This is a genomic window from Burkholderia pyrrocinia (genome assembly GCF_022809715.1).
Lineage (GTDB): Bacteria > Pseudomonadota > Gammaproteobacteria > Burkholderiales > Burkholderiaceae > Burkholderia > Burkholderia pyrrocinia_C.
In genome coordinates this window covers 562,490-589,319 of the sequence record NZ_CP094459.1, presented here as the reverse complement: position 1 = coordinate 589,319, position 26,830 = coordinate 562,490, and the positions used below count along the sequence as shown (strand labels likewise).

The following is a 26,830-nucleotide window of genomic DNA, read 5'->3' as shown; positions in this document are numbered from 1 at the left end:
GGCCCCCTTCCCGCGACGGCTCCCTTTGTTCGGTTCCGCCGCGCCTTCGGGCCCCACTGTCCATCGCTCCCCATGCTCGACAATCTCACTCAACGGATGGCGCGCGTCGTCAAGACGCTGCGCGGCGAGGCCCGGCTCACCGAGGCCAACACGCAGGAGATGCTCCGCGAGGTGCGTCTCGCGCTGCTGGAAGCCGACGTGTCGCTGCCGGTCGTCCGCGAATTCATCGCCAAGGTCAAGGAAAAGGCGCTCGGCGAAGAAGTGATCAGCAGCCTGTCGCCGGGTCAGGCGCTCGTCGGCGTGGTCCAGAAGGAACTGACCGCCGTGATCGGCGGCGACTACGAAGGCAAGGCCGCCGAGCTGAATCTCGCGGTCACGCCGCCCGCCGTGATCCTGATGGCCGGCCTGCAGGGCGCGGGCAAGACCACGACCGTCGGCAAACTCGCGAAGCTGTTGCGCGAGAAGTACAAGAAGAAGGTGCTGACCGTGTCGTGCGACGTGTATCGTCCGGCCGCCATCATGCAGTTGAAAACGGTGAGCGAACAGGTCGGCGCCGACTTCTTCCCGTCGACGCCGGACCAGAAGCCCGTCGACATCGCGCTGGCGGCCGTCGACTGGGCGAAGCGCCACTACCATGACGTGCTGATCGTCGACACGGCCGGCCGCCTCGGCATCGACGAGGCGATGATGCAGGAAATCGCCGCGCTGCACAGCACGCTGAAGCCGGCCGAAACGCTGTTCGTCGTCGACGCGATGCTCGGCCAAGACGCGGTCAACACCGCGAAGGCGTTCAACGACACGCTGCCGCTCACCGGCGTCGTGCTGACCAAGCTCGACGGCGATTCGCGCGGCGGCGCCGCGCTGTCGGTGCGCCACATCACGGGCAAGCCGATCAAGTTCGTCGGTGTCGCCGAAAAGCTCGACGGCCTCGAGGTGTTCCACCCCGACCGGATGGCGAACCGGATCCTCGGCATGGGCGACATCCTCGCGCTCGTCGAGGAAGCGCAGCGCGGCGTCGACGTGCAGGCCGCACAGAAGCTCGCCGACAAGGTCAAGAAGGGCGGCGACTTCGACCTGAACGATTTCCGCGCGCAGATCTCGCAGATGAAGAACATGGGCGGCCTGTCGTCGCTGATGGACAAGCTGCCCGCGCAATTCCAGCAGGCGGCGGCCGGCGCCGACATGGGCCAGGCCGAAAAGCAGATCCGCCGGATGGAAGGGATCATCAGCTCGATGACGCCCGCCGAGCGCGCGAAACCCGAAATCATCAAGGCGACGCGCAAGCGCCGCATTGCGGCCGGCGCGGGCGTGCCGGTGCAGGAAGTCAACCGGATGCTGAACCAGTACGACCAGATGCGTACGATGATGAAGAAGCTGAAGGGCGGCAACATGCAGAAGATGATGCGCGGCCTGAAGGGCATGATGCCCGGCATGCGCTGATTCCGCCCGTCGGCCGGCGCGCGGGTTTTTGCTGTAGCGCGCGCCGTCCGTTCTGCTTCATCCTTATTTGTATACCGACTGCCCGCCAGAACACATGAACCGCGAAGAAGCCCTCCACATTTTCGACCACTCCGAAGAGATCGTCTCGGCCGACGCCGTCAACGCGTCGATCGCCCGGATGGCCGACGCGATCCGCGCCGAGATCGGCGATGCGTTCCCGCTCGTTCTCTCGGTGATGGGCGGCGCCGCGGTGTTTACCGGGATGCTGCTGCCGCATCTCGATTTCCCGCTCGAATTCGACTACATCCACCTGACCCGCTACCGCAACACGACGCAGGGCAGCCCGGAGATGCACTGGCGCGTCGCGCCGCGCGAGTCGGTGAAGGACCGGATCGTGCTCGTGCTCGACGACATCCTCGACGAAGGCGAGACGATGGCCGCGATCCGCGACCGCATCCTCGACATGGGCGCGCAGCGCTTCATGTCGGCCGTGCTGTGCGAGAAGACGCTCGCAAAGGCCAAACCGCTGCACCCCGACTTCTGCGGCTTCTCGGTGCCGGACCGCTACGTGTTCGGCTGCGGGATGGATGCGAAGGGCTACTGGCGCAACCTGCCGACGATCCGCGCGCTGACCGCGAACGTCTGATCGCCGCGCTGCCCGCTATATAAAAGAAAGCGGCGCTCCGGTTTCCCGGAGCGCCGCTTTTTTTCGTGTGCGCGCCGCCCTACAGCTGGTGCACGAACGCGCGGATGCCGGCCAGCAGCATCTCGACCGAAATCGCGACGAGCACGAGGCCCATCAGCCGCTCGAACGCCGCGACCGTCCGCTCGCCGAGCCACTGCTGGATCCGTTCGGCCAATACCAGCGTGACCGCGCAGACGAGCATCGTGACCGTCAGCGCGCCGACCCACTCGAACATCTTGCCCGGCGCCTGCGACGTCAGCAGCATCACCGTCGCGAGCGCCGACGGCCCGGCGAGTGCCGGAATCGCGAGCGGCACGATGAACGGTTCGCCTCCCGCACGCGGATCGCTGCCGAGCGCGCCGTCCGGATGCGGGAAGATCATCCGCAGTGCGATCAGGAACAGCACGATCCCGCCGCCGAGCCGCAACGACAGGTCGGTGAGGTTCATCATCCGCAGGAAGCGGTCGCCGACCACCATGAAGAACAGCAGGATCACGAACGCGATCCCCACTTCACGCAGGATCAGCTTCACGCGCCGCTCGCGCGGCACGTCCCGCATCGCCGTAATGAACAGCGGGATGTTGCCGAGCGGATCGGTGATCAGCACCAGGAGCACGGTGGCCGACAGGAACGTGTATTCCATCGTGTCCCCCGGTCGCCGCGCTTAGTGCGCGAGCGCGGCGCGGATCTTCTCCGCGACCGTCGCCGCGGCCGCGTCGACCGGCAGCAGCGTCGCTTCGGCGTCGCGGCGGCCCTGATACTCGATCTTGCCTTCCTTCAGGCCGCGCTCGCCGATCACGAGGCGATGCGGCACGCCGATCAGCTCCCAGTCGGCGAACATCACGCCCGGACGCTCGCCGCGGTCGTCGAGGATCACGTCGATGCCGGCCGCAACGAGTTCCGCGTACAGCTTGTCGGCGGTCTCGCGCACCATTTCGCTGCGGTCATAGCCCATCGGGCACAGCACGACCTCGAACGGCGCGATCGACTCCGGCCAGATGATGCCGCGGTCGTCGAAGTTCTGTTCGATCGCCGCGCCGAGAATGCGCGTGACGCCGACGCCGTAGCAGCCCATCAGCATCGGCTGCGGCTTGCCCGACTCGTCTAGGAACGTCGCGCCCAGCGCTTCCGAGTACTTGGTGCCGAGCTGGAACACGTGGCCAACCTCGATGCCGCGGCAGATGTCGATCACGCCCTTGCCGTCCGGCGACGGGTCGCCCTTCTGCACGTTGCGCACGTCGGCGACGTCCGGCTCGGGCAGGTCGCGGCCCCAGTTCACGCCCGCGATGTGATAGTCGACCTCGTTCGCGCCGACGACGAAGTCGCTCATGTTCGCGACCGTGCGGTCCGCGATCACCTTCACGGGCTTCTTCGTGCCGACCGGGCCGAGGTAGCCCGGCGGCGTGCCGAACCACTCGACGATTTCCTGTTCGGTCGCGAAGCGGTGGTTCTTCAGGCCCGGCAGCTTCGACACCTTGATCTCGTTCAGGTCGTGGTCGCCGCGCAGCATCACGAGCCAGATGGTCGGCTCGGCGCCTTCGTTGTCGGTCGCGAGCACGATCGACTTGATCGTGCGCTCGAGCGGGATGGCCAGCAGTTCGGCGACGGCTTCGCACTTCGCCTTGCCCGGCGTCGCGACCTTTTCCATCGCTTCTGCCGGCGCAGCGCGCTCGGCAATCAGCGGCAGCGCTTCGGCCGCCTCGATGTTCGCCGCGAACTCGGACGTCGGGCAGTAGGCGATCGCGTCCTCGCCGGTGTCGGCGATCACGTGGAACTCGTGCGAGAAGTTGCCGCCGATCGAGCCGCTGTCGGCCGCGACCGCACGAAACTCGAGGCCGAGGCGCGTGAAGATGCGCACGTACGCGTCGTACATCTTGCGATACGACTCGTTCAGGCCGGCCGCATCCTTGTCGAACGAATATGCGTCCTTCATGATGAATTCGCGGCCGCGCATCACGCCGAAGCGCGGACGGATCTCGTCGCGGAACTTCGTCTGGATCTGGTAGAAGTTCACCGGCATCTGCCGGTAGCTCTTGATCTGGTTGCGCGCGATGTCGGTGACGACTTCCTCGTGCGTCGGCCCGATCACGAAATCGTTGTCCTTGCGGTCCTTGAAGCGCAGCAGCTCGGGGCCGTACTGTTCCCAGCGGCCCGATTCCTGCCACAGCTCGGCCGGCTGCACGGCCGGCATCAGCAGCTCGATGGCGCCCGCCCGGTTCATTTCCTCGCGCACGATCGCCTCGACCTTGCGAATCGAACGCAGGCCGACCGGCAGGTAGTTATAGATGCCGCCGGCGACGCGACGGATCATGCCGGCGCGTACCATCAGCTTGTGGCTGACGATCTCTGCGTCGGCGGGTGCTTCTTTCAGGGTGCCGATAAAGAAACGGGAAGCTTTCATGCGGACGGTTCCAAAAACGGCGCCCCCAGGCGGGGCGCCCGAAAAAGTTTCAAGGTGAAAAAGCTGCGCGCGACGAACGACGATGGCGCAGATGACGTAGCAGACTAATCAGGGACAATTCAGCCGGTGTGCCCCGCGCGGATTCGCTCCGTCACGGTGCGCAGCGCCCGTTATCTGTTTATAATCAAAGCAATTTTAAAGGATTCGAAGGTGGTTGTATGCTGGATCGTGAAGGCTTTCGCCCGAACGTCGGCATCATCCTCTTGAACGCGCGCAACGAGGTGTTTTGGGGCAAGCGGCTCCGCGAGCACTCCTGGCAGTTTCCTCAAGGTGGGATCAAGTACGGCGAGACCCCCATGCAGGCGATGTACCGGGAACTGCACGAGGAAACGGGCCTGCATCCGGAACACGTCAAGATAATCGGCCGCACTCGCGACTGGTTGCGTTACGAGGTGCCTGACAAGTTCATCAAACGCGAAGTACGCGGTCATTACCGCGGCCAGAAGCAGATCTGGTTCCTGCTGCGGATGGTTGGACGCGATTGCGACATTTGCTTGCGCGCGACCGATCACCCGGAGTTCGATGCGTGGCGCTGGAACGAGTACTGGGTGCCGCTCGATGCGGTGATCGAGTTCAAGCGGGATGTCTATCAGTTGGCGCTGACGGAACTGTCGCGCTTCCTGCGCCGCCCGGCGCAGCGAGCCGAAAAGCCGCGCGGGCCGCGTCTGTCGCGCTATCCGCGCGTCATCGGCGCACAGGCCCAGCAGACGTTGACGATTGTCGACACATCGGTAGTCTGTTCGGAGATCGAAGTGGAAGCGGGCACGCTCGACGAGATGCCGCCCCACGTGATCGTCGGCAAATGACGAGTCGGACTGCATGACCGGGCGCGACCTTGTGTCGCGCCCTTTTTTTACGAGGAATGCATATTGAAAGCGATTGCTCTCGCGCTCGCATCGATTGCCGCAGCGGCCATGCTGGCCGGTTGCGCGAATTCGAAGACGCCGACCAACAAGGATGACAGCGAGTTCGTGTATCTGCTGGACCGCCAGGGCACCTGGAAGGAAAACGCGGTCGACACACTGCCGCCGCTGCCGCAGACGGGCGACCTGCTGCCGTTCAACGTATCGCAGAACACGCCGCTCAAGTTCTTCGTCGATGCGAAGTCGCTCGCGGTCGGCACCGATGGCGTCGTGCGCTACGCCGTCGTCATCACGAGCCCGGCCGGCGCGCGCAATGTGAACTACGAAGGCATCCGCTGCGACACCTACGAATGGCGGCAGTACGCCGGCCTGAATGCGGAACACGACGGCTGGGACCGCACGGTCGAGAACGACTGGCGGCGCATCGAGAACGGCGAACTGAATGCGTACCACTCGTCGCTCTATCAGGACTATTTCTGCGCGAACAAGATGCCGCAAGGCTCGACCAAGCAGATCCTGGAGAACATCCGGTTTCACCGCACCGCAATGAGCCAGTTGCGCTGACGGTACGCGGCACGAGCCGCCTGCTCCGTCCCGCACCATGCAAAAAGCCCGCATCACGCGGGCTTTTTATTTGGCTACCGGATCCGGAGCGGACAGTCACACCAGCACGAGGTTGTCGCGATGGATCAGTTCAGGCTCCAGCATGTAGCCGAGCACGGTCTCGATCTCGCCGCTCGGCTTGCGCTGAATCAGCTTCGTCTCGGCGCTGCTGTAGTTCGTGAGCCCACGCGCCACTTCGCGCCCGTCGGGACCGACGCACGCGATCACCTCGCCGCGCGCGAACGCGCCCTGCACGCCGGTCACGCCGATCGGCAGCAGGCTCTTGCCGCCGGCCGTCAGTTTCTCGACCGCGCCGGCATCGATCACGACATGGCCGCGCACCTGCAGGTGATCGGCCATCCATTGCTTGCGCGCCGCCATCCGCGCGGTACGTGCGATCAGTTGCGTGCCGATCGCCTCGCCGGCCGCCAGACGCACGAGCACGTCGGACTCCCGACCGCTCGCGATCACGGTGTTCGCGCCGCTGTGCGCCGCACGCTTCGCCGCGAGAATCTTCGTCAACATCCCGCCGCGGCCGAGGCTCGAGCCCGCACCGCCCGCCATCGCCTCGAGTTCCGGCGCGCCCGCATTGGCCTCGGCGACGAGCGTCGCGTTCGGATCCTTGCGCGGATCGGCCGTGAACAGCCCCGACTGGTCGGTCAGGATGATCAGCGCATCGCCTTCGATCAGGTTCGCGACGAGCGCACCGAGCGTGTCGTTGTCGCCGAACTTGATTTCGTCGGTAACGACCGTGTCGTTCTCGTTGATGATCGGCACGACGCCGAGCCGCAGCAGCGTGAGCAGCGTCGAACGCGCATTCAGGTAACGCTCGCGGTCCGCCAGGTCGGCGTGCGTGAGCAGGATCTGCGCGGTGCGGATGTCGTGTTCGGTGAAACGGCTTTCATAGACCTGCGCGAGCCCCATCTGGCCGACTGCGGCGGCGGCCTGCAGCTCGTCGATTTCGCGCGGCCGCTTGCTCCAGCCGAGCCGCTGCATCCCTTCGGCAATCGCGCCCGAACTGACGAGCACGACTTCCTTGCCCTGAGCGCGCAGCGCGGCGATCTGGGCGGCCCAGCGGCCGATTGCAGCATGATCGAGCCCCTTGCCGTCGTTGGTCACGAGGCTGGAGCCCACCTTCACCACCAATCGCTTCGAATCCGCGATGATCGAACGCATCCTGCACTGTCTCCTGTATCTGATGCCTGCCCGGCCGGGCGCGATTGAACGCCGACGCCGGGCGGCACGCCCGGCGCATTCCGGAACCGCTCAGGCGTCGTCGCCCGGCACTGCACCGCCGTTCGCAGGCGGCGCATCGCGGAAACGCACGTCCGCCGCGAGATCTTCCGCCTCCGCCGCGCGATGCGCGTCCGAATGCTCGGACAGGTAATCGTAGATCGCGTAGCACAGCGCTTCGCAGCCCTGCCCCGTCAGCGCCGAAATCTCGAACACGGGGCCGTCCCAGCCGAAGCGCTCGAGGAAATCCGCGACGCGCGCCTCGCGCTCGTCTTCCGGCACCATGTCGAGCTTGTTGAGCACGAGCCAGCGCGGCTTCTCGTACAGCGCCTCATCGTACTTGCGCAGCTCGCCGACGATCGCAGTCGCTTCCGCGACCGGATCGACGCTTTCGTCGAACGGGGCGAGATCGACAAGATGCAGCAGCACGCCGGTGCGCTGCAGGTGACGCAGGAACTGATGCCCGAGGCCCGCGCCTTCGGCTGCGCCCTCGATCAGCCCCGGGATGTCGGCGATCACGAAGCTCTTGCTCGGGCCGACGCGCACCACGCCGAGATTCGGCGCGAGCGTCGTGAACGGGTAGTCGGCGATCTTCGGCCTCGCATTCGACACCGACGAAATGAACGTCGACTTGCCCGCGTTCGGCATACCGAGCAGGCCGACATCGGCGAGCACCTTCAACTCGAGCTTCAGCATGCGCCGCTCGCCGGGCTTGCCGTCTGTCTTCTGACGCGGCGCGCGGTTCGTGCTCGACTTGAAATGCAGGTTGCCGAGGCCGCCAGAGCCACCCTGTGCGAGCATCACCTGCTGGTCGTGCTCGGTCAGGTCGGCGATCAGCTCGCCGGTATCCATGTCGCTGATGATCGTGCCGACCGGCATGCGCAGCGTGACGTCGTCGCCGCCCTTGCCGTAGCAATCCGAGCCGCGACCGTTTTCGCCATTGCGCGCCAGGTGCTTCTTCGCGTAACGGTAGTCGATCAGCGTGTTGATGTTGCGGTCGGCGATCGCGTAGACGCTACCGCCCCGGCCGCCGTCGCCGCCGTCCGGCCCGCCGAACGGGACGAATTTCTCGCGGCGCATCGACGCGCTGCCATCGCCTCCGTCGCCGGCGATGACTTCGATTCGTGCTTCGTCAATGAACTTCATTCGTCACTCCGCCCAGTATTTCCGCTATTGTGCCGCGCGCCGGCGCGCTTGAACAATCTGCCGTTCGGCCGATCGTACGCCGGTTGCACGACGGTCGCCGGAACGCACATGCGCCCGGCGGCCAAATAAAAAAGGCCCCGCGAAGACTGCGGGGCCTTTCGGCTCGAAGCCCGTGGGTGCCTGAACTTAGGCAGCCGCCGGGACGACGATGACCAGATGCTTCTTGTCCGCGCCCTTCGTCGCGAACTTCACGTGACCGTCGACCAGCGCGAACAGGGTGTGATCCTTGCCCATGCCGACGTTCTCGCCTGCGTGCATGCGCGTGCCGCGCTGACGCACGATGATGCCGCCGGCATTGATTGCCTGGCCGCCGTACACCTTCACGCCGAGACGTTTCGACTCGGAGTCGCGGCCGTTCCGGGAAGAGCCGCCTGCCTTTTTGTGTGCCATCTGATTGCTCCTTAACCGAGGCGCTTACGCGTTGATCGCGTCGATGCGCAGCTCAGTGTAGTTCTGGCGGTGGCCGCCGTGCTTTTGGTAGTGCTTCCGGCGACGCATCTTGAAGATGGTGACCTTGGCGTGACGACCGTGCGACACAACGGTGGCCTTGACGGAAGCCCCACTGACCAGCGGCGTACCGAACTTAATCGATTCGCCTTCGCCCACTGCGAGAACCTGGTCGAGCGTGATTTCAGCGTCAATGTCAGCCGGTATCTGTTCTACTTTGAGTTTTTCGCCAACGGCAACCTTGTACTGCTTGCCGCCGGTTTTTATGACCGCGTACATTGAGAACCTCACTCTGGATCCAATTTTTCCGCACACCACGCGCGGAAAACACGTGATTATACATGGGGTTAGCACCCAAGTCAAAACCGATCGACGATTGCCGTACGCCGGCCTCGGCCGGACGGCCAAAATCGCGGCTGCGGCACGTCCGACAGACCGGGAGATCTCGGATTCGACTTATAATCCGCGGCATCACCCAATTCCATCATCATGTCGTCGTCCACCGCCTCCCCCACCCTCAGCGCCGCCCACCTGCTCGCTCCGATCACCAGCGACATGGAGCAGGTGAATCGCGTTATCCGGCAAAGCCTCGCGTCCGACGTGCTGCTGATCAACCAGATCGCCGAGTACATCATCGGCGCGGGCGGCAAGCGGCTGCGTCCGGCGTTGCTGCTGCTCGTCGCCGGCGCGCTCGGCGAGACGTCGCACCAGCGGCACGTGCTGGCCGCCGTCGTCGAGTTCATCCATACGGCCACGCTGCTGCATGACGACGTCGTCGACGAATCCGAGCTGCGCCGCGGCCGCCAGACCGCCAACGCGCTGTTCGGCAACGCGGCGAGCGTGCTGGTAGGCGATTACCTCTATTCGCGCTCGTTCGAAATGATGGTCGGCGTCGGCAAGATGCGCGTGATGGAGATCCTGTCCGAAGCGACGACGATCATTTCCGAAGGCGAGGTGCTGCAGCTCCTCAACATGCACGACGCGGACGTCGACGAAACGCGCTACATGCAGGTGATCCGCTACAAGACAGCCAAACTGTTCGAGGCGTCGGCGCGTCTCGGCGCGGTGCTCGCCGGCGCCGATGCGCCGACCGAAGCCGCCGCCGCCGAATACGGCCGCCGGATCGGCACCGCGTTCCAGATCATGGACGACTGGCTCGACTACGCGGGCACCGTCGAGGCGATGGGCAAGAATGCCGGCGACGACCTGCGCGAAGGCAAACCGACGCTGCCGCTCATCTACCTGATCGAACGCGGCACGCCGGAACAGTCGGCGCTTGCACGCGAGGCGATCGAACAGGGCGGCACCGATCGCTTCGACACGATTTTCGAAGCGATCACACGTTCGGGCGCGCTGGATCACACGCTCGAATGCGCACGCCAGGAAGCGCAGGCGGCAGCGGCAGCGATCGCCGCGTTCCCCGATTCGATCTATAAGGAGAGCCTGCTCGCGCTGTGCTCGTACTCGACGTCGCGGCAGTCGTAAACGCATTGCGTGCGTCGTCGCCACTGCTGCGACGACGCACGTTCGACACGGTGCGATTCCCCCGTCTCGAAAAATTTCTTCGCCAAGGTATTCCATTTTCGAAGAAACGTCGTTATAGTTATGTTCTTGCTCGACGACGCAGCGGTCTTGAAGAAGACTGCGAAATCGGAAGAGTCCAAATCGGGGTGTAGCTTAGCCTGGTAGAGCGCTACGTTCGGGACGTAGAGGCCGGAGGTTCGAATCCTCTCACCCCGACCAGATTTGTAAAAAACCGTGCACTGCGTGCACGGTTTTTTTTTGCCCGGCCGCTGCGGGCCCATCGTGTCGCGCACGACACATCGCGGTCGCCGGCCTCTGCTATATTCCCTCCATTCCTGTCCTTCACTGCCCTTTCCGACGCGTGGACCAAATTCCCTTATGGGCGCAAATCGGCGCCGTCTTCCTGCTTCTCCTCTGTTCCAGCTTCTTCTCCATTTCCGAGACCGCGATGATGGCGCTCAATCGCCATCGGCTGAAGCATCTCGCCGGCCAGGGCGCACTCGGCGCGAAGACCACCCAGGGGCTTCTCACGCGTACTGACCTGCTGCTCAGCGTGATCCTGATCGGCAACAACCTGTTCAACACGATCATCCCGGTCCTGACGACGTCGCTCGCGCTCCATACGTTCGGCCGCAACAATCTCGCGCTGTCGATCGCGACCGGCATCGTCGCGTTCCTGATCATCGTGTTCGCGGAAATCGCGCCGAAGATCGTCGGCGCGACCTTCCCCGAACGCATCGCCCTGCCCGCGAGCCTCGTGATCGCGCCGCTGATGCGCGTGTTCAAGCCGGTCGTCTGGTTCGTCAACGCGCTCGCGAACGGCGTGCTGTGGGTGCTGCGCATCAACACGAAGAAGGGCCGCGACCAGCGGATGTCCACCGACGAACTGCGGGCCATCGTGCTCGAGTCGAGCAGCTTCATGCCGACCAAGCACCGCAGCATCCTGCTCAACCTGTTCGACCTCGAGAACATCACGGTCGACGACGTGATGGTGCCGCGCCGCCAGATCGAATCGCTCAACTTCTATGCGCCGCTCGACGACGTCCTGCACCAGCTCGAAACCTGCTATCACAACCGGCTCGTCGTCTACGAAGGCGACATCGACAAGGTGCTCGGCGTGCTGCACGTGCGCAAGACGCTGACCGCGCTGCACAACCAGGAGTTCGACCGCGAAACGCTGCGCTCGCTGCTCGCCGAGCCGTACTACGTGCCGTCGGGCACGCCGGTGGTTCAGCAGCTCCAGTATTTCCAGGAGACCCGGCAGCGTACCGCGCTCGTCGTCAACGAATACGGCGAGCTCGAAGGGCTCGTCACGCCCGAAGACATCATCGAGGAGCTGATCGGCGAATTCACGACGTCGATGCCGCGCAGCGAACGCGCGGGCGGCTGGGACGAGAACGGCGAATGCATCGTCACGGCCGGCATGCCGCTGCGCGAACTGAACCGCTGGCTGCACCTGAAGCTGCCGACCGACGGGCCGAAGACGCTGAATGGGCTGATTCTCGAAACCCTCGAGGAAATTCCGGAAGACGACGTGTGCCTGAAAATCGGCGACGTGATGCTCGAGGTGATGCGCAGCGACGACCAGGCCGTGCGCACCGTCAAGCTCTTCAAGCCGCGCGGCGCGCGCACCGCACGCACCGCCCTGCGTTAGCCGAACGGCCGACTGCCGGCGCCGCCCGCGACGCGCGACCATCTGCAGATCACGTTCAACAGGCGGCCGACGCGCCGGCTCACATGCATTTCCCTCCTCCCGGGGCGCCGCTGCGCACGCAGCCGCCGCCCGCCCACTCCGATGCGTCGCCCGCCGCCGCACCATACGCGCTCGACGCGGCCCAACTCGACGACGCACCGGCCGTGCGGCTGCTGACCGACACGCTTCACGCGGCACGCGTGCGCGACGCATCCGACATCCACGTCGAACCGTTCGAAGCCGGCTGGCGCATCCGCCTGCGCATCGACGGCGTGCTGCACGAACATGCGCGGCCGCCGTTACACCTGCGCGACGCGCTCGTCACGCGGATCAAGGTCCTCGCGCGCATGGACATCGCCGAGCGGCGGCTGCCGCAGGACGGCAGGCTGCGCATCGCGATCGACGGCGGCACGCGCGGCGACTATCGCGTCAGTTCGTTGCCCACGCTGTTCGGCGAAAAGCTCGTGCTGCGTCGCCTCGAAACGCTGCCGCCCGATCTGACGCTCGCCCGCCTCGGCTTCGACGCGCAGCAGGCAGCAGCAATGGAAGCCGCGATACGTGCACCGCACGGCCTCGTGCTCGTCACGGGCCCGACCGGCAGCGGCAAGACGCTGTCGCTCTACTGCGCGCTGCAGATGCTCGATCGCGACGCACACAACGTCTGCACGGTCGAGGATCCCGCCGAGATTCAGCTCGACGGCATCAGCCAGGTCGGTGTCGCCGAAAAGGCAGGGCTCACGTTCGCGACGGCGCTGCGCGCGCTGCTGCGACAGGATCCGGACATCATCATGGTCGGCGAGATTCGCGATGCGGAGACCGCCGACGTCGCGATCAAGGCCGCGCAGACCGGCCATCTCGTGCTGTCGACCCTGCACACGAACGACGCGCCGGCCGCCGTCGCGAGGCTGCTCGACATCGGTGTCGCGCCGTACAACCTCGCGGCCGCGCTGCACCTCGTCACCGCGCAGCGCCTCGTCCGGCGCTTGTGCGTCGCGTGCCGCATGCACTCGGACGCACCGGCGCGCGTACTGCGGGAAGCCGGCTGCGACCCGGCGGCCCTGGCAGCCGGATGGCGGCCGTTCGTCGCGCGCGGCTGTTCCGCGTGTCACGGTATCGGCTATCGCGGCCGCATCGGCCTGCATCAGACGATGCCGGTATCGCCCGAACTGGCGGAACGCATCGTCGCGCGAGCGAGCGTCGGCGAACTCGCGCAATGCGCGGCGGCCGAAGGCGTGCGCAATCTGCGCGACGCGGCCTTCGCGCGCGTCCGGGACGGCACGACGAGCATCGCGGAAGCCGTCGCCGTGACACCGGCGGCCTGAGCATGCGCACGCCGCCACGCGAAACCCGCTTCGCGTGGCGCGGCCGCCGCCGTGACGGCACGCCGCGCCGCGGGGCCGTCATTGCCTTCGACGCCGCGGCTGCGCGCGCCGCGCTCGCGCGCGACGGCATCGCGGTGCTGTCGCTCGACGTCCGCGGGCCGGCCCGGCCGCCGACGGCCGGCGCACGCGACATCACGCGCTTCACGCGCCAGCTCGCGAGCCTGCTGCAGGCCGGGCTGCCGCTCGCGCCGTCGCTCGAGATGCTCGCGCGCACGCGCACGCGCGACGGCGTGCCGCGCATCGCCGCGGGCCTCGCCCGCGAGATCGTCGGCGGGCAGCGCTTCGCCGATGCGCTCGCCCGCTATCCCGCGCAGTTCGGCACGCTGTATCGCCAGCTGATCGAGGTCGGCGAAGCGTCCGGCTCGCTCGGCATCGTGCTGACACGGGTCGCGGAACACCGCGAGCGTGCCGACGCGCAGTGGCGCAAGCTGCGTGCCGCGCTCGCGTATCCGGCAGCCGTCATCCTGTTCGCGCTCGCGATCTCGGCTGCGTTGATGGTGTGGGTCGTGCCGACGTTCCGGCAGATCTTCGACGGATTCGGCACCGCACTGCCGGCGCCGACCCGTGCACTGCTTGCGCTGTCCTCCGCGCTGTCGGCGTGGGGCGGTGTGCTCGTGGCCGGTGCCGCGGCAACGGGGCTTGCCGCTCATCACGCGCTTCGGCGCTCGGCGCCGCTGCGCCATGCGCTCGCGTGGCGCCTGCTGCACGCCCCGCTCGCAGGCAGCGCGCTCACGCGGTTCGCAGCCGCACGCTGGTGCCGCTCGCTTGCGACGCTGCTCGGTGCCGGCGTGCCGCTCGCAGACGCCTTCGCCACGCTCGAGCGCACGGCCGGCCATCCGGTGTTCGAGCAGGCCACCGCGCACATCGCGGCACGCGTGCTGCGCGGCGCGCGTCTCGCCGATGCGATGCAGTCGGCCGGCTGCTTTCCGGACGACGTCGTGCAGCCGATCGCCGTCGCCGAGGAGACCGGCGCGCTCGACACGATGCTCGCCGACCTCGCCGCGCTGTGCGAACGCCAGCTCGACGCGCGTCTCGATACGCTCGCGGCGCTCGGCGAACCGCTGATCGTGATCGTACTGGGCGCACTCGTCGGCGGCCTCGTGATCGCGATGTATCTGCCCATCCTTCAGCTCGGCAACGTGGTGTAGCATCGCAACCGATTCTGTCGCCTTTTAGTCCGAACCTTGAGCCTCATGACGCCCGCGCCCCTGTCCGCCGTTCCCGATTCGCCCGAGAGCACGCTGTTCGCGCTGGCGATGCTGCCGCCCGCGCTGCAGTATGCGTTCGCGGTCGTCATCGGCCTTTGCATCGGCAGCTTCCTGAACGTGGTCGTGCACCGGCTGCCCGTGATGATGCAGCGCGCATGGCAGGCCGAGATCGCCGAAGCGACCGGCAACGCCGGCACCGCCCCCGATGACGGTTATCCGCCGCGCTACGATCTGTGGCGCCCGCGCAGCGCATGCCCGCATTGCGGCCACGTGCTGCGCGCATGGGAAAACATCCCGCTCGTCAGCTACCTGATATTGCGCGGACGCTGCCGCCGCTGCGGCCACGCGATCGGCATCCGTTATCCGCTTGTCGAACTCGCGTGCGCACTGCTCGCCGCCGGCTCGCTCGCCGCGTTCGGCCCGACCGTCGCCGCGCTTGCCGCCTTCGCGCTGTGCGCCGCGCTGCTGGCGATGAGCGCGATCGATATCCGCACCGGCTACCTGCCCGATTCGATGACGCTGCCGCTCCTCTGGGCCGGGCTCGTGCTGAACCTCGGCGGCACGTTCACGTCGCTGCGCTCGGCCGTGATCGGCGCAATGGCCGGCTACCTGTTCCTGTGGTCGATCTACTGGCTGTTCAAATGGTTGCGCGGCATCGAGGGCATCGGCTTCGGCGACCTGAAGCTGCTCGCCGCGCTCGGCGCGTGGATGGGCTGGGCCGCACTGCCGCAGGTCGTGCTGTTCGCCGCGGTGACGGGCGCGACCGTCGGGCTCGTCGCGACCTGGCGCGGCCGCATGCGCTTCGAGGAGCCGATTCCGTTCGGCCCGTTCCTCGCGGCGGGCGGCGTCGCGACGCTGTTTTTCGGCACCCCTTTCTACGCGGCGCTCGGAGGCTGACATGTTCGCAGTAGGACTCACCGGCGGCATCGGCAGCGGCAAGACGACCGTCGCGGACCTGTTCGGCGCCCGCGGCGCATCGCTCGTCGATACCGACCTGATCGCCCACCGCATCACCGCGCCCGGCGGCCTCGCGATGCCTGCGATCGAACAGGCATTCGGCCGCAGCTTCGTTGCCGCGGACGGTTCGCTCGATCGCGCGAAGATGCGTGCACTGATTTTCAGCGACGACGACGCGCGCCGGCGCCTCGAAGCGATCACGCATCCGCTGATCCGCGCGGAAACCGATCGCGACGCACGCGAAGCGCAGGGCCCGTACGTGATGTTCGTCGTGCCGCTGCTCGTCGAGTCGGGCAACTGGAAGGCGCGCAGCAATCGCGTGCTCGTCGTCGACTGCCCGGTCGAGACGCAGATCGCGCGCGTGATGCAGCGCAACGGGTTCACGCGCGAGCAGGTCGAGGCGATCATCGCGAGACAGGCGACGCGCGAAGCCCGTCTCGCGGCGGCCGACGACGTGATCGTCAACGACGCGACGACGCCCGATGCGCTCGCCGCGCAGGTCGATGCGCTGCACCAACGCTATCTCGGATTCGCGGCCGCCGCGCACTGACCCTCGTGCGCGATCGTGATGGCGTACGAAATTGGTGCGTTGCTAGGGTAGAGAGTGAGCATTAGAATGTGCTGCATTGTTTCAATTCCTACCCTAGAGGCGAGCGCGCTTGATTCTTTACGAGTATCCGTTCAACGAGCGAATTCGCACGCTGCTGCGCCTCGAAGACCTGTTCGAGCGCTTCGCGTTCTTCTTGGCTCAGGAGGACCCGCGTGAACACCACGTCGCGCTGACGACGCTGTTCGAAATCGCCGAGGTAACCGGCCGCGCGGACCTGAAATCGGATCTGATGAAGGAGCTCGAACGTCAACGCCAGACGCTCGCCCCCTTTCGCGGTAATCCGGGCATCGAGCAGAACGCGCTCGAAGCCGTGCTCGGCGAAATCGAGCAGACGCTCGCGAATCTCGCGCAGATGCAGGGCAAGACCGGGCAGCACCTCATCGACAACGAGTGGCTCGCCAGCATCCGCAGTCGCGCGGTGATTCCCGGCGGCACCTGCAAGTTCGACCTGCCGTCGTACTACGCGTGGCAGCAATGGCCCGCCGAGCAGCGGCGCCAGGACATCGCGAAGTGGATCATGCCGATGCTGCCGCTGCGCGACGCCGCGTCGATCGTGCTGCGCCTCGCGCGCGAATCGGGCCAGGCGTCGAAGGTCATGGCGATGCAGGGCAGCTACCAGCAGATGCTGTCCGGCCGCACGTACCAGTTGATGCAGGTGCGCGTGCCGCCGGAGTTGCGCGTCATTCCCGAAGCGAGCGCGAACAAATACATGCTGTGGGTACGGTTCACCATGCAGGACGGCGATGTGCGGCCGCGCGCGGTGGACATCGACGTACCGTTCCACCTGACTCTGTGCAATCTGTAACGGCCGCGTGCCGGATCGACGCTTTCGTATGACTACCGTTGTGAAATGCCCGTCGTGCGGCGCCGAAGTGCGCTGGATCCCTGAAAATCAGTTCCGCCCGTTCTGTTCGGCTCGCTGCAAGCAGCTCGACCTCGGCGCCTGGGCTGCGGAAAAGTACCGGATCGGCGGTACGTCCGACGAAGGCCCTTCGTCGGAAGAAGACGGCACGGACGACCGCCGCGACAGCTGAGCGGCGCGCGGCACCGCCCGCCGGCGATATGGCCCGCCTTTCAGGCAGGCCGCCGCGGCATCATTGCGACGCCGCTTCCTTCTCGAGCAGTTCGAGCACCGGCAGCGCCGCCGGCAGCAGCGGCGCGACGTCGACCGGCAGTTGCTGCCACACGAACGCCTGCCCTTCCTTGCTGTGCGGCTCGCCGGTCCAGCCCGTCACCTTGCAGAAATAAAGCCGCACGTACGCGTGCGGATAATCGTGTTCGAGCGTGTGCCAGCGATGGCTCGCCGTGACGACGATGCCGAGTTCCTCGTGCAGTTCGCGCGCCAGCGCGTCCTCGACGCTCTCGCCGGCCTCCAGCTTGCCGCCCGGAAACTCCCAGTAGCCTTCATACGGCTTGCCCTGCAGCCGCTGCGCGAGCAGGTAACGGCAGCGGCCGACCGGGCCATCCGGCTGCACCATCACCCCAACCGCGACTTCCGTCACCTTGCGGCCATCCGGCGCGCGCACGGCGCCCTGTGCGAAATCCGTGCTCATGCCTGCTCCTTGCGACCCGACCAGTCGCGCGCGAATTGCCACGCGACGCGCCCCGACCGCGAACCGCGCTCGAGCGCCCATACGAGCGCGTCGCCGCGCGCGGACTCGATCTCCGCATCCGCGCAGCCGAAATGACGCAGCCAGTGCGCGACGATGCCGAGGTAGTCGTCCTGCTTGAACGGATAGAAGCTGACCCACAGGCCGAAGCGCTCCGACAGCGAGATCTTCTCCTCGACGACTTCGCCGGGATGAATCTCGCCATCCGGGAGATGCTTGTACGACTCGTTGTCGCTCATGTACTCGGGCAGCAGATGGCGGCGGTTCGACGTCGCGTAGATCAGCACGTTGTCCGACTGCGCGGCGATCGAGCCGTCGAGTGCGACCTTCAGCGCCTTGTAACCCGATTCGCCTTCCTCGAACGACAGGTCGTCGCAAAACACGATGAACCGCTCGGGACGCTGCGAGATCAGGTCGACGATGTCGCCGAGATCGTGCAGATCGTCCTTGTCGACTTCGATCAGGCGCAGCCCGTCCTTCGCATACGCGTTCAGGCACGCCTTGATCAGCGACGACTTGCCGGTGCCGCGCGCGCCGGTCAGCAGCACGTTGTTGGCCGGCTTCTGCTGCACGAACTGCCGCGTGTTCTGCTCGATCAGCCCTTTCTGGCGATCGATGTTGTACAGGTCGCCGAGCGTGATCGACGATACGGCCGGCACCGGCTGCAGGTAGCCGCGCCCCTGGCGCTTGCGCCAGCGGAACGCGTGCGCGGCGTTCCAGTCGATGGCCGCCGGCGTGGGCGGCAGCATCCCCTCGAGCCGGCCGAGCAGCGCTTCCGCGCGCGTCAGAAACTGTTCAAGCTTGTCCATGTCGTTCGAACACTCCCGGTCAGGAGCGGTAATCCGCGTTGATGCTCACGTAATCGTGCGACAGGTCGCACGTCCACACGGTGGCCTGCGCGTCGCCGCGGCCGAGCAGCACGCGGATCGTGATTTCGCTCTGCTTCATCACGCGCTGGCCGTCCTCTTCCTGGTAGGCCGGATTGCGGCCGCCGGCCTTCGCGACGAGCACGTCGTCGAGATAGAGGTCGATCTTGCCGACGTCGAGATCCGCGACGCCCGCATAGCCGATCGCCGCGAGAATCCGGCCGAGGTTGGGGTCGGATGCGTAGAAGGCCGTCTTCACGAGCGGCGAATGGCCGATCGCGTACGCGATCTGGCGGCATTCGGCGACGCTCTTGCCGCCTTCGACCTGCACCGTCATGAATTTCGTCGCGCCTTCGCCGTCGCGCACGATCAGTTGCGACAGCACCTGCGCGACTTCCGTCACCGCATCGCGCAGCGCTGCATAGGCCGGCGAATCGGTCGACGTGATTGCAGGCAGCGTGCTCTTGCCCGACGCGATCAGGATGAACGAGTCGTTCGTCGACGTGTCGCCGTCGATCGTGATGCAGTTGAACGAGCGGTCGGCGACTTCCTTCACGAGCGTGTCGAGCACCGGCTGCGCGACGTTCGCGTCGAACGCGAGGAAGCCGAGCATCGTCGCCATGTTCGGCTTGATCATGCCGGCGCCCTTGCTGATGCCCGTCAGCGTAACCGTATGGCCATCGATCGCGACCTGGCGCGACGTTGCCTTCGGCAGCGTGTCGGTCGTCATGATCGCCTGCGCGGCGTCAAACCAGTTCGCGGCCTTGCGGTTCGCGAGCGCGGCCGGCAGGCCGGCCTTCAGGCGGTCGATCGGCAGCGGCTCGAGGATCACGCCGGTCGAGAACGGCAGCACCTGCGCCGGCTCGATGCCCGCGAGGCGCGCGAGTTCCGTGCAGGTCTCGCGGGTGTTCACGAGGCCCGGCTCGCCGGTGCCGGCATTCGCATTGCCCGTATTCACGACGAGCGCGCGAATGCCCGCGCCGCCCGCGCGCACCTTCGCCAGATGCTCGCGGCAGACGGTGACCGGCGCGGCGCAGAAACGGTTTTCGGTGAACACGCCCGCGACCGTCGCCCCTTCGTCGACGGAGATGACCAGCACGTCCTTGCGATTCGGCTTGCGGATGTTCGCTTCCGCCCAACCGAGCGTGACGCCGGCGATGGGATGCAGTTGGGCGGGATCGATCGACGGAAAATTGACAGCCATGGGGCACACCTGCCGGATGGAAAATGCCGGCACACGCCGGCATCGATTGGAAGAACCGGCGGCCGCACGCGCGGGCCGCCGCAACTCACATCACTCACTCGAAGCTGCGAACGAAGCGGCGCGCGTGACGCGCGCCGCCGTCGATCATGACAGCTTCCCGTGACAGTGCTTGTACTTCTTGCCGCTGCCGCACGGGCACGGATCGTTGCGGCCGACCTTCGGCTGCTCGCCGCCGGGGCCGCTGTGGGCCATTGCGCTGCCGACCATGTCGGCCGTCGCAGCAGCAGCCGCAACGGCTGCCCCGCCGGCCACCGGTGCGGCGGCTTCAGCGAACTCGGCGTGCTGGTACTCGACGTTCTCGAGATGGCCGCTGCGCTCCTCGATCTGCTCGGCCGCTTCCTCGAGCTGCTCCGGCGACTGGATCTGCACGTTCATCACGATCCGCGTGACTTCCTGCTTGATCGCGTCGAGCATCGCGGCGAACAGCTCGAACGCTTCGCGCTTGTATTCCTGCTTCGGGTTCTTCTGCGCATAACCGCGCAGGTGGATGCCCTGGCGCAGGTGATCGAGCGCCGCAAGGTGTTCGCGCCACAGGCGGTCGACCGTCTGCAGCATCACCGAACGCTCGAACGCGCTGAACGATTCGCGGCCGACCATCGCGACCTTTGCGTCGTACTGCTCGTCGGCGGCCGTCGTCACGGCGTCGAGAATCTCCTCGGCCGTGATCGACGTCGACTCGTTCACCATTTCCTGGATCGCGAGGTCGAGCTGCCAGTCGTTGCGCAGCGCTTCCTCGAGTTCGGGCACGTCCCACTGCTCCTCGATGCTGCCTTCCGGCACGAACTGGCGGACGACTTCGGTAATCACGCCGTGGCGCATCGCGGTGATCGTCTCGGTGATGTCGTGTGCTTCGAGCAGTTCGTTGCGCTGCTGGTAGATGACCTTGCGCTGGTCGTTCGACACGTCGTCGTATTCGAGCAGCTGCTTGCGGATGTCGAAGTTGCGCGCTTCGACCTTGCGCTGCGCGGATTCGATCGAACGCGTGACGATGCCGGCCTCGATCGCCTCGCCTTCCGGCATCTTCAGGCGATCCATGATCGAGCGCACGCGATCGCCCGCGAAGATGCGCAGCAGCGGATCGTCGAGCGACAGGTAGAAGCGCGACGAGCCCGGATCGCCCTGGCGGCCCGCACGGCCGCGCAGCTGGTTGTCGATCCGGCGCGATTCGTGGCGCTCGGTGCCGATGATGTGCAGGCCGCCCGCGGCCTTCACCTGCTCGTGCAGCGTTTCCCACTCGTCGTGCAACTGCTGGATGCGGCGCGCCTTTTCGTCGGCCGGGATCGCTTCGTCGGCCTCGATGAACGCGGCCTGCTTCTCGGCGTTGCCGCCGAGCACGATGTCGGTGCCTCGACCGGCCATGTTGGTCGCGATCGTGACGCGCTTCGGACGCCCGGCTTCCGCGACGATCGCGGCTTCACGCTCGTGCTGCTTCGCGTTCAGCACTTCGTGCGGCAGCCCGGCCTGCTTCAGCAGGTGCGACAGCAGCTCGGAGTTCTCGATCGACGTCGTGCCGACCAGCACCGGCTGGCCGCGCTCGTAGCAGTCGCGAATGTCGCGGATCACCGCGTCGTAGCGCTCCTTGGCCGTCTTGTAGATCTGGTCCTGCTTGTCGATCCGCTTCGGCGGACGGTTGGTCGGGATCACGACCGTCTCGAGACCGTAGATCTCGTTGAATTCGTACGCTTCGGTATCCGCGGTACCCGTCATGCCCGCGAGCTTCGCGTACATCCGGAAGTAGTTCTGGAACGTGATCGATGCGAGCGTCTGGTTCTCGCTCTGGATCTTCACGTGTTCCTTCGCCTCGACGGCCTGGTGCAGGCCGTCGGACCAGCGGCGGCCGGCCATCAGGCGGCCCGTGAATTCGTCGACGATGACCACTTCGCCGTTCTGCACGACGTAGTGCTGGTCCTTGTAGAACAGCGTGTGGGCGCGCAACGCCGCGTACACGTGGTGCATCAGCGTGATGTTCTGCGGCGCGTACAGGCTCTCGCCATCGCCGATCAGGCCCCATTCGGCGAGCAGCCGCTCGGCCTTTTCGTGGCCCGATTCCGTCAGGAACACCTGGCGCGACTTCTCGTCGAGCGTGTAGTCGCCCGGCTTCTCGACGCCCGTGCCGTCGGCCTTCTCCTCGCCGATCTGGCGCTCGAGCAGCGGCGGCAGCGCGTTCATCCGCACGTACAGTTCGGTGTGATCCTCGGCCTGGCCCGAGATGATCAGCGGCGTGCGCGCCTCGTCGATCAGGATCGAGTCCACTTCGTCGACGACCGCGAAATTCAGTGCCCGCTGCACGCGCGCGTCGGTCTCGTAGACCATGTTGTCGCGCAGGTAGTCGAAGCCGAACTCGTTGTTCGTGCCGTACGTGATGTCCGCCGCGTAGGCCTGCTGCTTCTGGTCGTGCTCCATGCCGGACAGGTTGATGCCGACCGACAGACCGAGGAAGTTGTAGAGGCGCGCCATCCATTCGGCGTCGCGCTGCGCGAGGTAGTCGTTGACGGTCACGACGTGCACGCCGCGCCCGGCCAGCGCATTCAGGTACACGGGCAGCGTCGCGACGAGCGTCTTGCCTTCGCCGGTGCGCATTTCCGCGATCTTGCCGTAGTGGAGCACCATGCCGCCGATCAACTGCACGTCGAAGTGCCGCATCTTCAGCACGCGACGGCTTGCCTCGCGGCAGACCGCGAACGCTTCGGGCAGCAGTTTGTCGAGCGACTCGCCGGCCGCGACCCGCTGGCGGAATTCATCCGTCTTGCCGCGCAACTGGTCGTCCGTCAGCTTCTCGATCTGCGTTTCGAGCGCATTGATCGTCGTGACGGTCTTTTGGTATTGCTTGACGAGCCGCTGGTTGCGGCTGCCAAAAATTTTCTGGAGAAAACCGGTTGTCATCGGATCGGATCCTGCGTCGCAGCACCGGCGTCCGGCGCGTATTGCACGCCCCGACGCCCGAGCCTCGGCGGCTTAGCGAATTAGTGGACTCAAACGGTGAATTTTAGCACGCGAGGACGCGTGCGCCCGCGTCTCGGCCGGACGGGCATTGCGCGCCGAGGCCGGGCGGACGGGGCGAAAGCCGCCCGTGCACGGGCCGGCGCGGGTACAATCGGCGTCAACGTCCGCGCGCGTGCGCGCCCGAAGAATGCCTCGATGAACCGATTTTCCAAGCGTTTCGGCCCGCTCGCCGCGCATCGCCCGCAACCCGTGTCCGAAGTGCTCGGCCGCACCGACGCGTTCACTGCGCTGCGCGCCGGCGTCGAGCAGATCGCGTCGCTGCAGCGCGATCTGTCCGCGCTCCTGCCCGACTATCTTGCGAATCATGTCGAACCGGGGTTCGTCAAGGACGGCACCCTGACCCTCTTTGCCGCTCACAATGCGCTGGCCGCGCGGCTGCGGCAGGTCGAGCCGCGGCTGCTCGGCGATCTCCAGAAGCGCGGCTGGCCCGTCGCGACGCTGCGCGTGCGCGTGCGTCCGAAGGACGCGCCCGAGCCGCCGCACGTGAAGCAGGCGCGGATGACCTCGGTCGGTGCCGCCGCATTGCGCGACCTCGCCGACCACCTCGAACCGTCGCCGCTGCAGGCCGCGCTCGCAAGGATGGCGGCACGGCACGGCGCGAAATCGCCACGCTGAGCGCGCCGCCGGCGGCGGCCTGCCAATAAAAAAACGGCCCGCAGGCCGTTTTTTTGCTGGTGCCGAACGCCGGTCAGGCGAACGCAGTCTGCGCGTCGAACGCGAAGCCGCTCGGCGCGGCCTGCGGATCGTCGAACGTGACGATCTCGTATGCGTCTTCGTGCGCGAGCAGTTCGCGCAGCAGCGCGTTGTTCAGCCCGTGCCCCGACTTGTACGCGGTGTACGACGCCAGCAGCGGATGGCCGACCACGTACAGGTCGCCGATCGCGTCGAGCATCTTGTGCTTCACGAACTCGTCGTCGTAGCGCAGCCCGTCGTTGTTCAGGATCCGGTACTCGTCGAGCACGATCGCATTGTCCATGCTGCCGCCGCGCGCCAGGCCGAGCTCGCGCATCATTTCGACTTCATGGGCGAACCCGAACGTGCGCGCGCGCGCGATCTCGCGCACGTACGACGTGTTCGCGAAATCGACCTCGAGTTCCTGGCCGGTCTTGTCGACGGCCGGGTGACGGAAGTCGATCGTGAATTTCAGCTTGAAGCCGAAAAACGGATCGAGACGCGCGAACTTGTCGCCGTCGCGGATTTCAACCGGCTTCGTCACCTTGATGAACCGCTTCGGCGCGTTCTGCTCCTCGATGCCGGCGGACTGGATCAGGAACACGAAGGACGCGGCACTGCCGTCCATGATCGGGATTTCCTCGGCCGTCACGTCGACATACAGGTTGTCGATGCCGAGCCCCGCGCACGCCGACATCAGGTGCTCGACGGTCGACACGCGCGCGCCATCCTTCTGCAGCACCGACGCGAGCCGCGTGTCGCCGATCGACATGGCCGATGCGGGAATATCGACGGGCGTGGGCAGGTCGACGCGCGAGAAGACGATGCCCGTGCCGGGCGCCGCCGGACGGAGCGTCAGTTCGACCTTGCGGCCCGAGTGCAGACCGATACCCACGGTCTTCACGATCGATTTGATGGTGCGCTGCTTCAGCATGGTGTTCTTCGTCTTGATTGAAGATATCAATCAGGAGTTATATTCGATAGATGAGATTATAGCGTAATTCCCTATTCAACGCTGTTTGAAACTGCGTATCAACCTGTTTCGGCAGTTTACCCGCGCCGATACGGGACGGGCCGATGCCCGGAACGGAGGCGTTTCCGGTCATCAGCCCGTGTTACAACCGTCCTGAGGCTGGTGAGCAGCGTTGCCGGCAGGCAACGGCGCACCGCACGATCAGGACGTCAACGTCGCGAGAACACTCGCCGCATCGCTCACTTCGAATTTGCCCGGCGCCTCGACGGCCAGCGTCTTGACCACACCGCCGTCAATCACCATCGCATAGCGCAGGGAACGAATTCCCATGCCACGCGCGGACAAATCCTGCGTCAGCCCCAGCGCATGAGTGAAAGCCGCGCTGCCGTCCGCCATCATGCGCACCTTGCCCGCGGTGTGCAGATCACGTCCCCATGCGCCCATCACGAATGCGTCGTTGACGGACACGCACCAGATCTCGTCGATACCCGCCGAGCGCAGTTGCTCGGCGTGTTCGACGTAGCCCGGTACATGCTGCGCCGAGCAGGTCGGCGTGAAAGCGCCCGGCAATCCGAAGATCACCACCCGCTTTCCCGCAACCTGGTCGCGCACGCTGAAGGCATTCGGCCCCAGCGTGCACCCTTCGCGCGCGTCGTCGATGAACTCGAACAACTGCACGTCGGGCAGCGCGTCGCCCACTTGAATCATGGCTGGTCCCTCATAGCGATACGGTTTTTCGGCGTGTTGCGGACAGCACGGCCCATCCCGCCCCGCCGAAGCGAAGAGGGCACGCTTCCCGGCCCGGCGTCGCATCCGACGCGGCCTGTCGTGGTCCGCAGCATCCGTCACGCCGGCGATACCGCGGCGAATCCGCCGCGGCTTCGCCTGTGTTTGCGTCAGTCAGCCTGCTTGCGCAGGAAAGCCGGGATGTCGTAGGTGTCGACACCCTTCTCCTGCAGCGCCTGCACGTGCGATGCCGCGGTTTCGCGCGAGTTGCGCCACACCGCCGGCGTATCGAGCGCGCCGTAGTCGGCCGTGCTGACGTGATGCGGTTGCGCATAGCCATGCGACACCGCGCTGACCGGCTGGTTGTCCGTACCCGTGCGCAGCAGCGTCATCGGAGCCGACTGCTGCTTCTTCGCCGCACGGCCCAGACCCGTTGCCACGACCGTCACGCGCAACGCATCGCCCATTGCGTCGTCGTACACCGCACCGAAGATCACCGTGGCATCTTCCGCCGCGTAGCTCTTGATCGTGTTCATCACTTCGCGCGTTTCCGACAGGCGCAGCGAACGGCTCGACGTGATGTTGACCAGCACGCCGCGCGCGCCCGACAGATCGACGCCTTCGAGCAGCGGGCTCGCCACGGCCTGTTCCGCCGCGAGGCGTGCGCGATCGACACCGGCGACCGTCGCCGTGCCCATCATCGCCTTGCCCTGCTCGCCCATCACCGTCTTCACGTCTTCGAAGTCGACGTTCACGAGGCCGTCGACGTTGATGATTTCGGCGATGCCTGCGACCGCGTTGTTCAACACGTCGTCCGCGCACTGGAAGCACTTGTCCATCTCGGCGTCGTCGCCCATCACGTCGAACAGCTTGTCGTTCAGCACGACGATCAGCGAGTCGACGTGATCCTCCAGTTGCTGCGAACCTGCTTCGGCGACGCGCATCCGCTTGCCGCCTTCGAACTCGAACGGCTTGCTGACGACACCGACCGTCAGGATGCCCATCTCTTTCGCGATCTGCGCGACCACCGGTGCCGCGCCCGTGCCCGTACCGCCGCCCATGCCGGCCGTAATGAACACCATGTGCGCGCCGCGCAGTGCGTCGGCAATGCGCTCGCGCGCTTCTTCCGCTGCCGCACGGCCCATTTCCGGCTTCGCACCGGCGCCGAGGCCCGTGTTGCCAAGCTGGATCACCGACGATGCACGCGAACGCGACAGCGCCTGGGCGTCCGTGTTCATCACGATGAAGTCGACGCCCTGCACGCCGCGGTTGATCATGTGCTGGACGGCATTGCCGCCAGCGCCGCCAACGCCGACCACCTTGATGATGGTGCCGTTGGTCTCGGTTTCCAGCATTTCGAATTCCATGTTGCCTCCGTCAAGAGAATGACTGCTAATCGGCCGT

General features: G+C 66.1%; 26 protein-coding genes and 1 tRNA gene. 14 read left to right on the top strand and 13 right to left on the bottom strand.

Annotated features, from left to right (window positions below; genetic code table 11):
• Positions 1-72: 72 nt before the first annotated feature.
• Both ffh and MRS60_RS02735 read left to right on the top strand, forming a co-directional pair.
• Positions 73-1,440, top strand: coding sequence for a signal recognition particle protein (gene ffh, locus MRS60_RS02740; protein WP_034182664.1), 1,368 nt, complete (start codon positions 73-75; stop codon positions 1,438-1,440).
• 94 nt (positions 1,441-1,534) lie between these two features.
• Positions 1,535-2,086, top strand: coding sequence for a hypoxanthine-guanine phosphoribosyltransferase (locus MRS60_RS02735; protein ID WP_034182663.1), 552 nt, complete (start codon positions 1,535-1,537; stop codon positions 2,084-2,086).
• 79 nt (positions 2,087-2,165) lie between these two features.
• On the opposite strand, the gene MRS60_RS02730 is transcribed toward MRS60_RS02735, so the two are convergent.
• A complete protein-coding gene (locus tag MRS60_RS02730; RefSeq protein WP_217588321.1) occupies positions 2,166-2,768 on the bottom strand; it encodes a MarC family protein in 603 nt (200 codons plus the stop codon).
• Between the two features lie 21 nt (positions 2,769-2,789).
• Positions 2,790-4,526 carry a proline--tRNA ligase gene (locus MRS60_RS02725; protein ID WP_034182661.1) on the bottom strand — a complete coding sequence of 579 codons (1,737 nt, stop codon included), beginning with the start codon at positions 4,524-4,526 and terminating at the stop codon, positions 2,790-2,792.
• A 218-nt stretch (positions 4,527-4,744) separates the two neighbouring features.
• Between MRS60_RS02725 and MRS60_RS02720 the strand changes: the two genes are divergently transcribed.
• Positions 4,745-5,392 (top strand): RNA pyrophosphohydrolase, encoded by a 648-nt coding sequence (locus MRS60_RS02720; RefSeq protein ID WP_034182660.1) that lies wholly within the window; start codon positions 4,745-4,747, stop codon positions 5,390-5,392.
• 63 nt (positions 5,393-5,455) lie between these two features.
• Positions 5,456-6,013 (top strand): CNP1-like family protein, encoded by a 558-nt coding sequence (locus MRS60_RS02715; protein WP_034182659.1) that lies wholly within the window; start codon positions 5,456-5,458, stop codon positions 6,011-6,013.
• Between the two features lie 96 nt (positions 6,014-6,109).
• Here MRS60_RS02715 and proB read toward each other — a convergent pair whose 3' ends face one another.
• From proB to rplU, 4 genes are all read right to left on the bottom strand, one after another.
• Positions 6,110-7,228 carry a glutamate 5-kinase gene (proB, locus tag MRS60_RS02710; RefSeq protein ID WP_034182658.1) on the bottom strand — a complete coding sequence of 373 codons (1,119 nt, stop codon included), beginning with the start codon at positions 7,226-7,228 and terminating at the stop codon, positions 6,110-6,112.
• Positions 7,229-7,318: 90 nt separating this feature from the next.
• Positions 7,319-8,431, bottom strand: coding sequence for a GTPase ObgE (obgE, locus tag MRS60_RS02705; RefSeq protein WP_034182657.1), 1,113 nt, complete (start codon positions 8,429-8,431; stop codon positions 7,319-7,321).
• A gap of 186 nt (positions 8,432-8,617) precedes the next feature.
• Positions 8,618-8,881 (bottom strand): 50S ribosomal protein L27, encoded by a 264-nt coding sequence (gene rpmA, locus MRS60_RS02700; protein ID WP_006476999.1) that lies wholly within the window; start codon positions 8,879-8,881, stop codon positions 8,618-8,620.
• A gap of 24 nt (positions 8,882-8,905) precedes the next feature.
• Positions 8,906-9,217 carry a 50S ribosomal protein L21 gene (rplU, locus tag MRS60_RS02695; RefSeq protein WP_006025184.1) on the bottom strand — a complete coding sequence of 104 codons (312 nt, stop codon included), beginning with the start codon at positions 9,215-9,217 and terminating at the stop codon, positions 8,906-8,908.
• A 210-nt stretch (positions 9,218-9,427) separates the two neighbouring features.
• Between rplU and MRS60_RS02690 the strand changes: the two genes are divergently transcribed.
• From MRS60_RS02690 to MRS60_RS02650, 9 genes are all read left to right on the top strand, one after another.
• Positions 9,428-10,423, top strand: coding sequence for a polyprenyl synthetase family protein (locus tag MRS60_RS02690; RefSeq protein WP_034182656.1), 996 nt, complete (start codon positions 9,428-9,430; stop codon positions 10,421-10,423).
• Between the two features lie 181 nt (positions 10,424-10,604).
• Positions 10,605-10,681 (top strand) — tRNA-Pro (locus MRS60_RS02685).
• Between the two features lie 142 nt (positions 10,682-10,823).
• Positions 10,824-12,116, top strand: coding sequence for an HlyC/CorC family transporter (locus tag MRS60_RS02680; RefSeq protein WP_243565185.1), 1,293 nt, complete (start codon positions 10,824-10,826; stop codon positions 12,114-12,116).
• Between the two features lie 83 nt (positions 12,117-12,199).
• Complete coding sequence (locus MRS60_RS02675; RefSeq protein ID WP_243565184.1) at positions 12,200-13,477, top strand: GspE/PulE family protein; 1,278 nt, start codon at positions 12,200-12,202, stop codon at positions 13,475-13,477.
• A 2-nt stretch (positions 13,478-13,479) separates the two neighbouring features.
• The gene (locus tag MRS60_RS02670) at positions 13,480-14,685 is read left to right on the top strand and encodes a type II secretion system F family protein (RefSeq protein WP_243565183.1); all 1,206 of its coding nucleotides are present in this window, start codon (positions 13,480-13,482) and stop codon (positions 14,683-14,685) included.
• Between the two features lie 45 nt (positions 14,686-14,730).
• A complete protein-coding gene (locus MRS60_RS02665; RefSeq protein WP_243565182.1) occupies positions 14,731-15,642 on the top strand; it encodes a prepilin peptidase in 912 nt (303 codons plus the stop codon).
• Between the two features lies 1 nt (position 15,643).
• Positions 15,644-16,252, top strand: coding sequence for a dephospho-CoA kinase (coaE, locus tag MRS60_RS02660; protein WP_243565181.1), 609 nt, complete (start codon positions 15,644-15,646; stop codon positions 16,250-16,252).
• Between the two features lie 109 nt (positions 16,253-16,361).
• Positions 16,362-17,117: a cell division protein ZapD gene (gene zapD, locus MRS60_RS02655; protein ID WP_034182650.1), complete on the top strand. Its 756-nt coding sequence runs from the start codon at positions 16,362-16,364 to the stop codon at positions 17,115-17,117.
• Between the two features lie 28 nt (positions 17,118-17,145).
• The gene (locus MRS60_RS02650) at positions 17,146-17,346 is read left to right on the top strand and encodes a DNA gyrase inhibitor YacG (protein WP_034182649.1); all 201 of its coding nucleotides are present in this window, start codon (positions 17,146-17,148) and stop codon (positions 17,344-17,346) included.
• A 60-nt stretch (positions 17,347-17,406) separates the two neighbouring features.
• On the opposite strand, the gene MRS60_RS02645 is transcribed toward MRS60_RS02650, so the two are convergent.
• The 4 genes from MRS60_RS02645 to secA all read right to left on the bottom strand — a co-directional run bounded on the left by MRS60_RS02645 (position 17,407) and on the right by secA (position 22,935).
• The gene (locus MRS60_RS02645; RefSeq protein ID WP_034182648.1) at positions 17,407-17,865 is read right to left on the bottom strand and encodes an NUDIX domain-containing protein; all 459 of its coding nucleotides are present in this window, start codon (positions 17,863-17,865) and stop codon (positions 17,407-17,409) included.
• Complete coding sequence (locus MRS60_RS02640; protein WP_034182647.1) at positions 17,862-18,731, bottom strand: ATP-binding protein; 870 nt, start codon at positions 18,729-18,731, stop codon at positions 17,862-17,864. Before MRS60_RS02640 ends, MRS60_RS02645 begins: the two co-directional genes overlap by 4 nt.
• Before the next feature lie 19 nt (positions 18,732-18,750).
• Positions 18,751-19,992, bottom strand: a complete 1,242-nt coding sequence (gene argJ, locus MRS60_RS02635) for a bifunctional glutamate N-acetyltransferase/amino-acid acetyltransferase ArgJ (protein ID WP_243565180.1) — start codon at positions 19,990-19,992, stop codon at positions 18,751-18,753.
• A 144-nt stretch (positions 19,993-20,136) separates the two neighbouring features.
• Entirely contained in the window at positions 20,137-22,935 is a 2,799-nt protein-coding gene (gene secA / locus MRS60_RS02630) for a preprotein translocase subunit SecA (RefSeq protein WP_105389882.1), read from the bottom strand.
• A 255-nt stretch (positions 22,936-23,190) separates the two neighbouring features.
• Here secA and MRS60_RS02625 point away from each other — a divergent pair, with 255 nt between their 5' ends.
• A complete protein-coding gene (locus tag MRS60_RS02625; protein ID WP_034182644.1) occupies positions 23,191-23,670 on the top strand; it encodes a DUF721 domain-containing protein in 480 nt (159 codons plus the stop codon).
• Positions 23,671-23,743: 73 nt separating this feature from the next.
• Here MRS60_RS02625 and lpxC read toward each other — a convergent pair whose 3' ends face one another.
• The 3 genes from lpxC to ftsZ form a co-directional block, all read right to left on the bottom strand.
• A complete protein-coding gene (gene lpxC, locus MRS60_RS02620; RefSeq protein WP_105389884.1) occupies positions 23,744-24,661 on the bottom strand; it encodes a UDP-3-O-acyl-N-acetylglucosamine deacetylase in 918 nt (305 codons plus the stop codon).
• Positions 24,662-24,901: 240 nt separating this feature from the next.
• Positions 24,902-25,408 carry a peroxiredoxin gene (locus MRS60_RS02615; RefSeq protein ID WP_217588323.1) on the bottom strand — a complete coding sequence of 169 codons (507 nt, stop codon included), beginning with the start codon at positions 25,406-25,408 and terminating at the stop codon, positions 24,902-24,904.
• Between the two features lie 188 nt (positions 25,409-25,596).
• Entirely contained in the window at positions 25,597-26,793 is a 1,197-nt protein-coding gene (gene ftsZ / locus MRS60_RS02610) for a cell division protein FtsZ (RefSeq protein ID WP_006477012.1), read from the bottom strand.
• Positions 26,794-26,830: the final 37 nt, after the last annotated feature.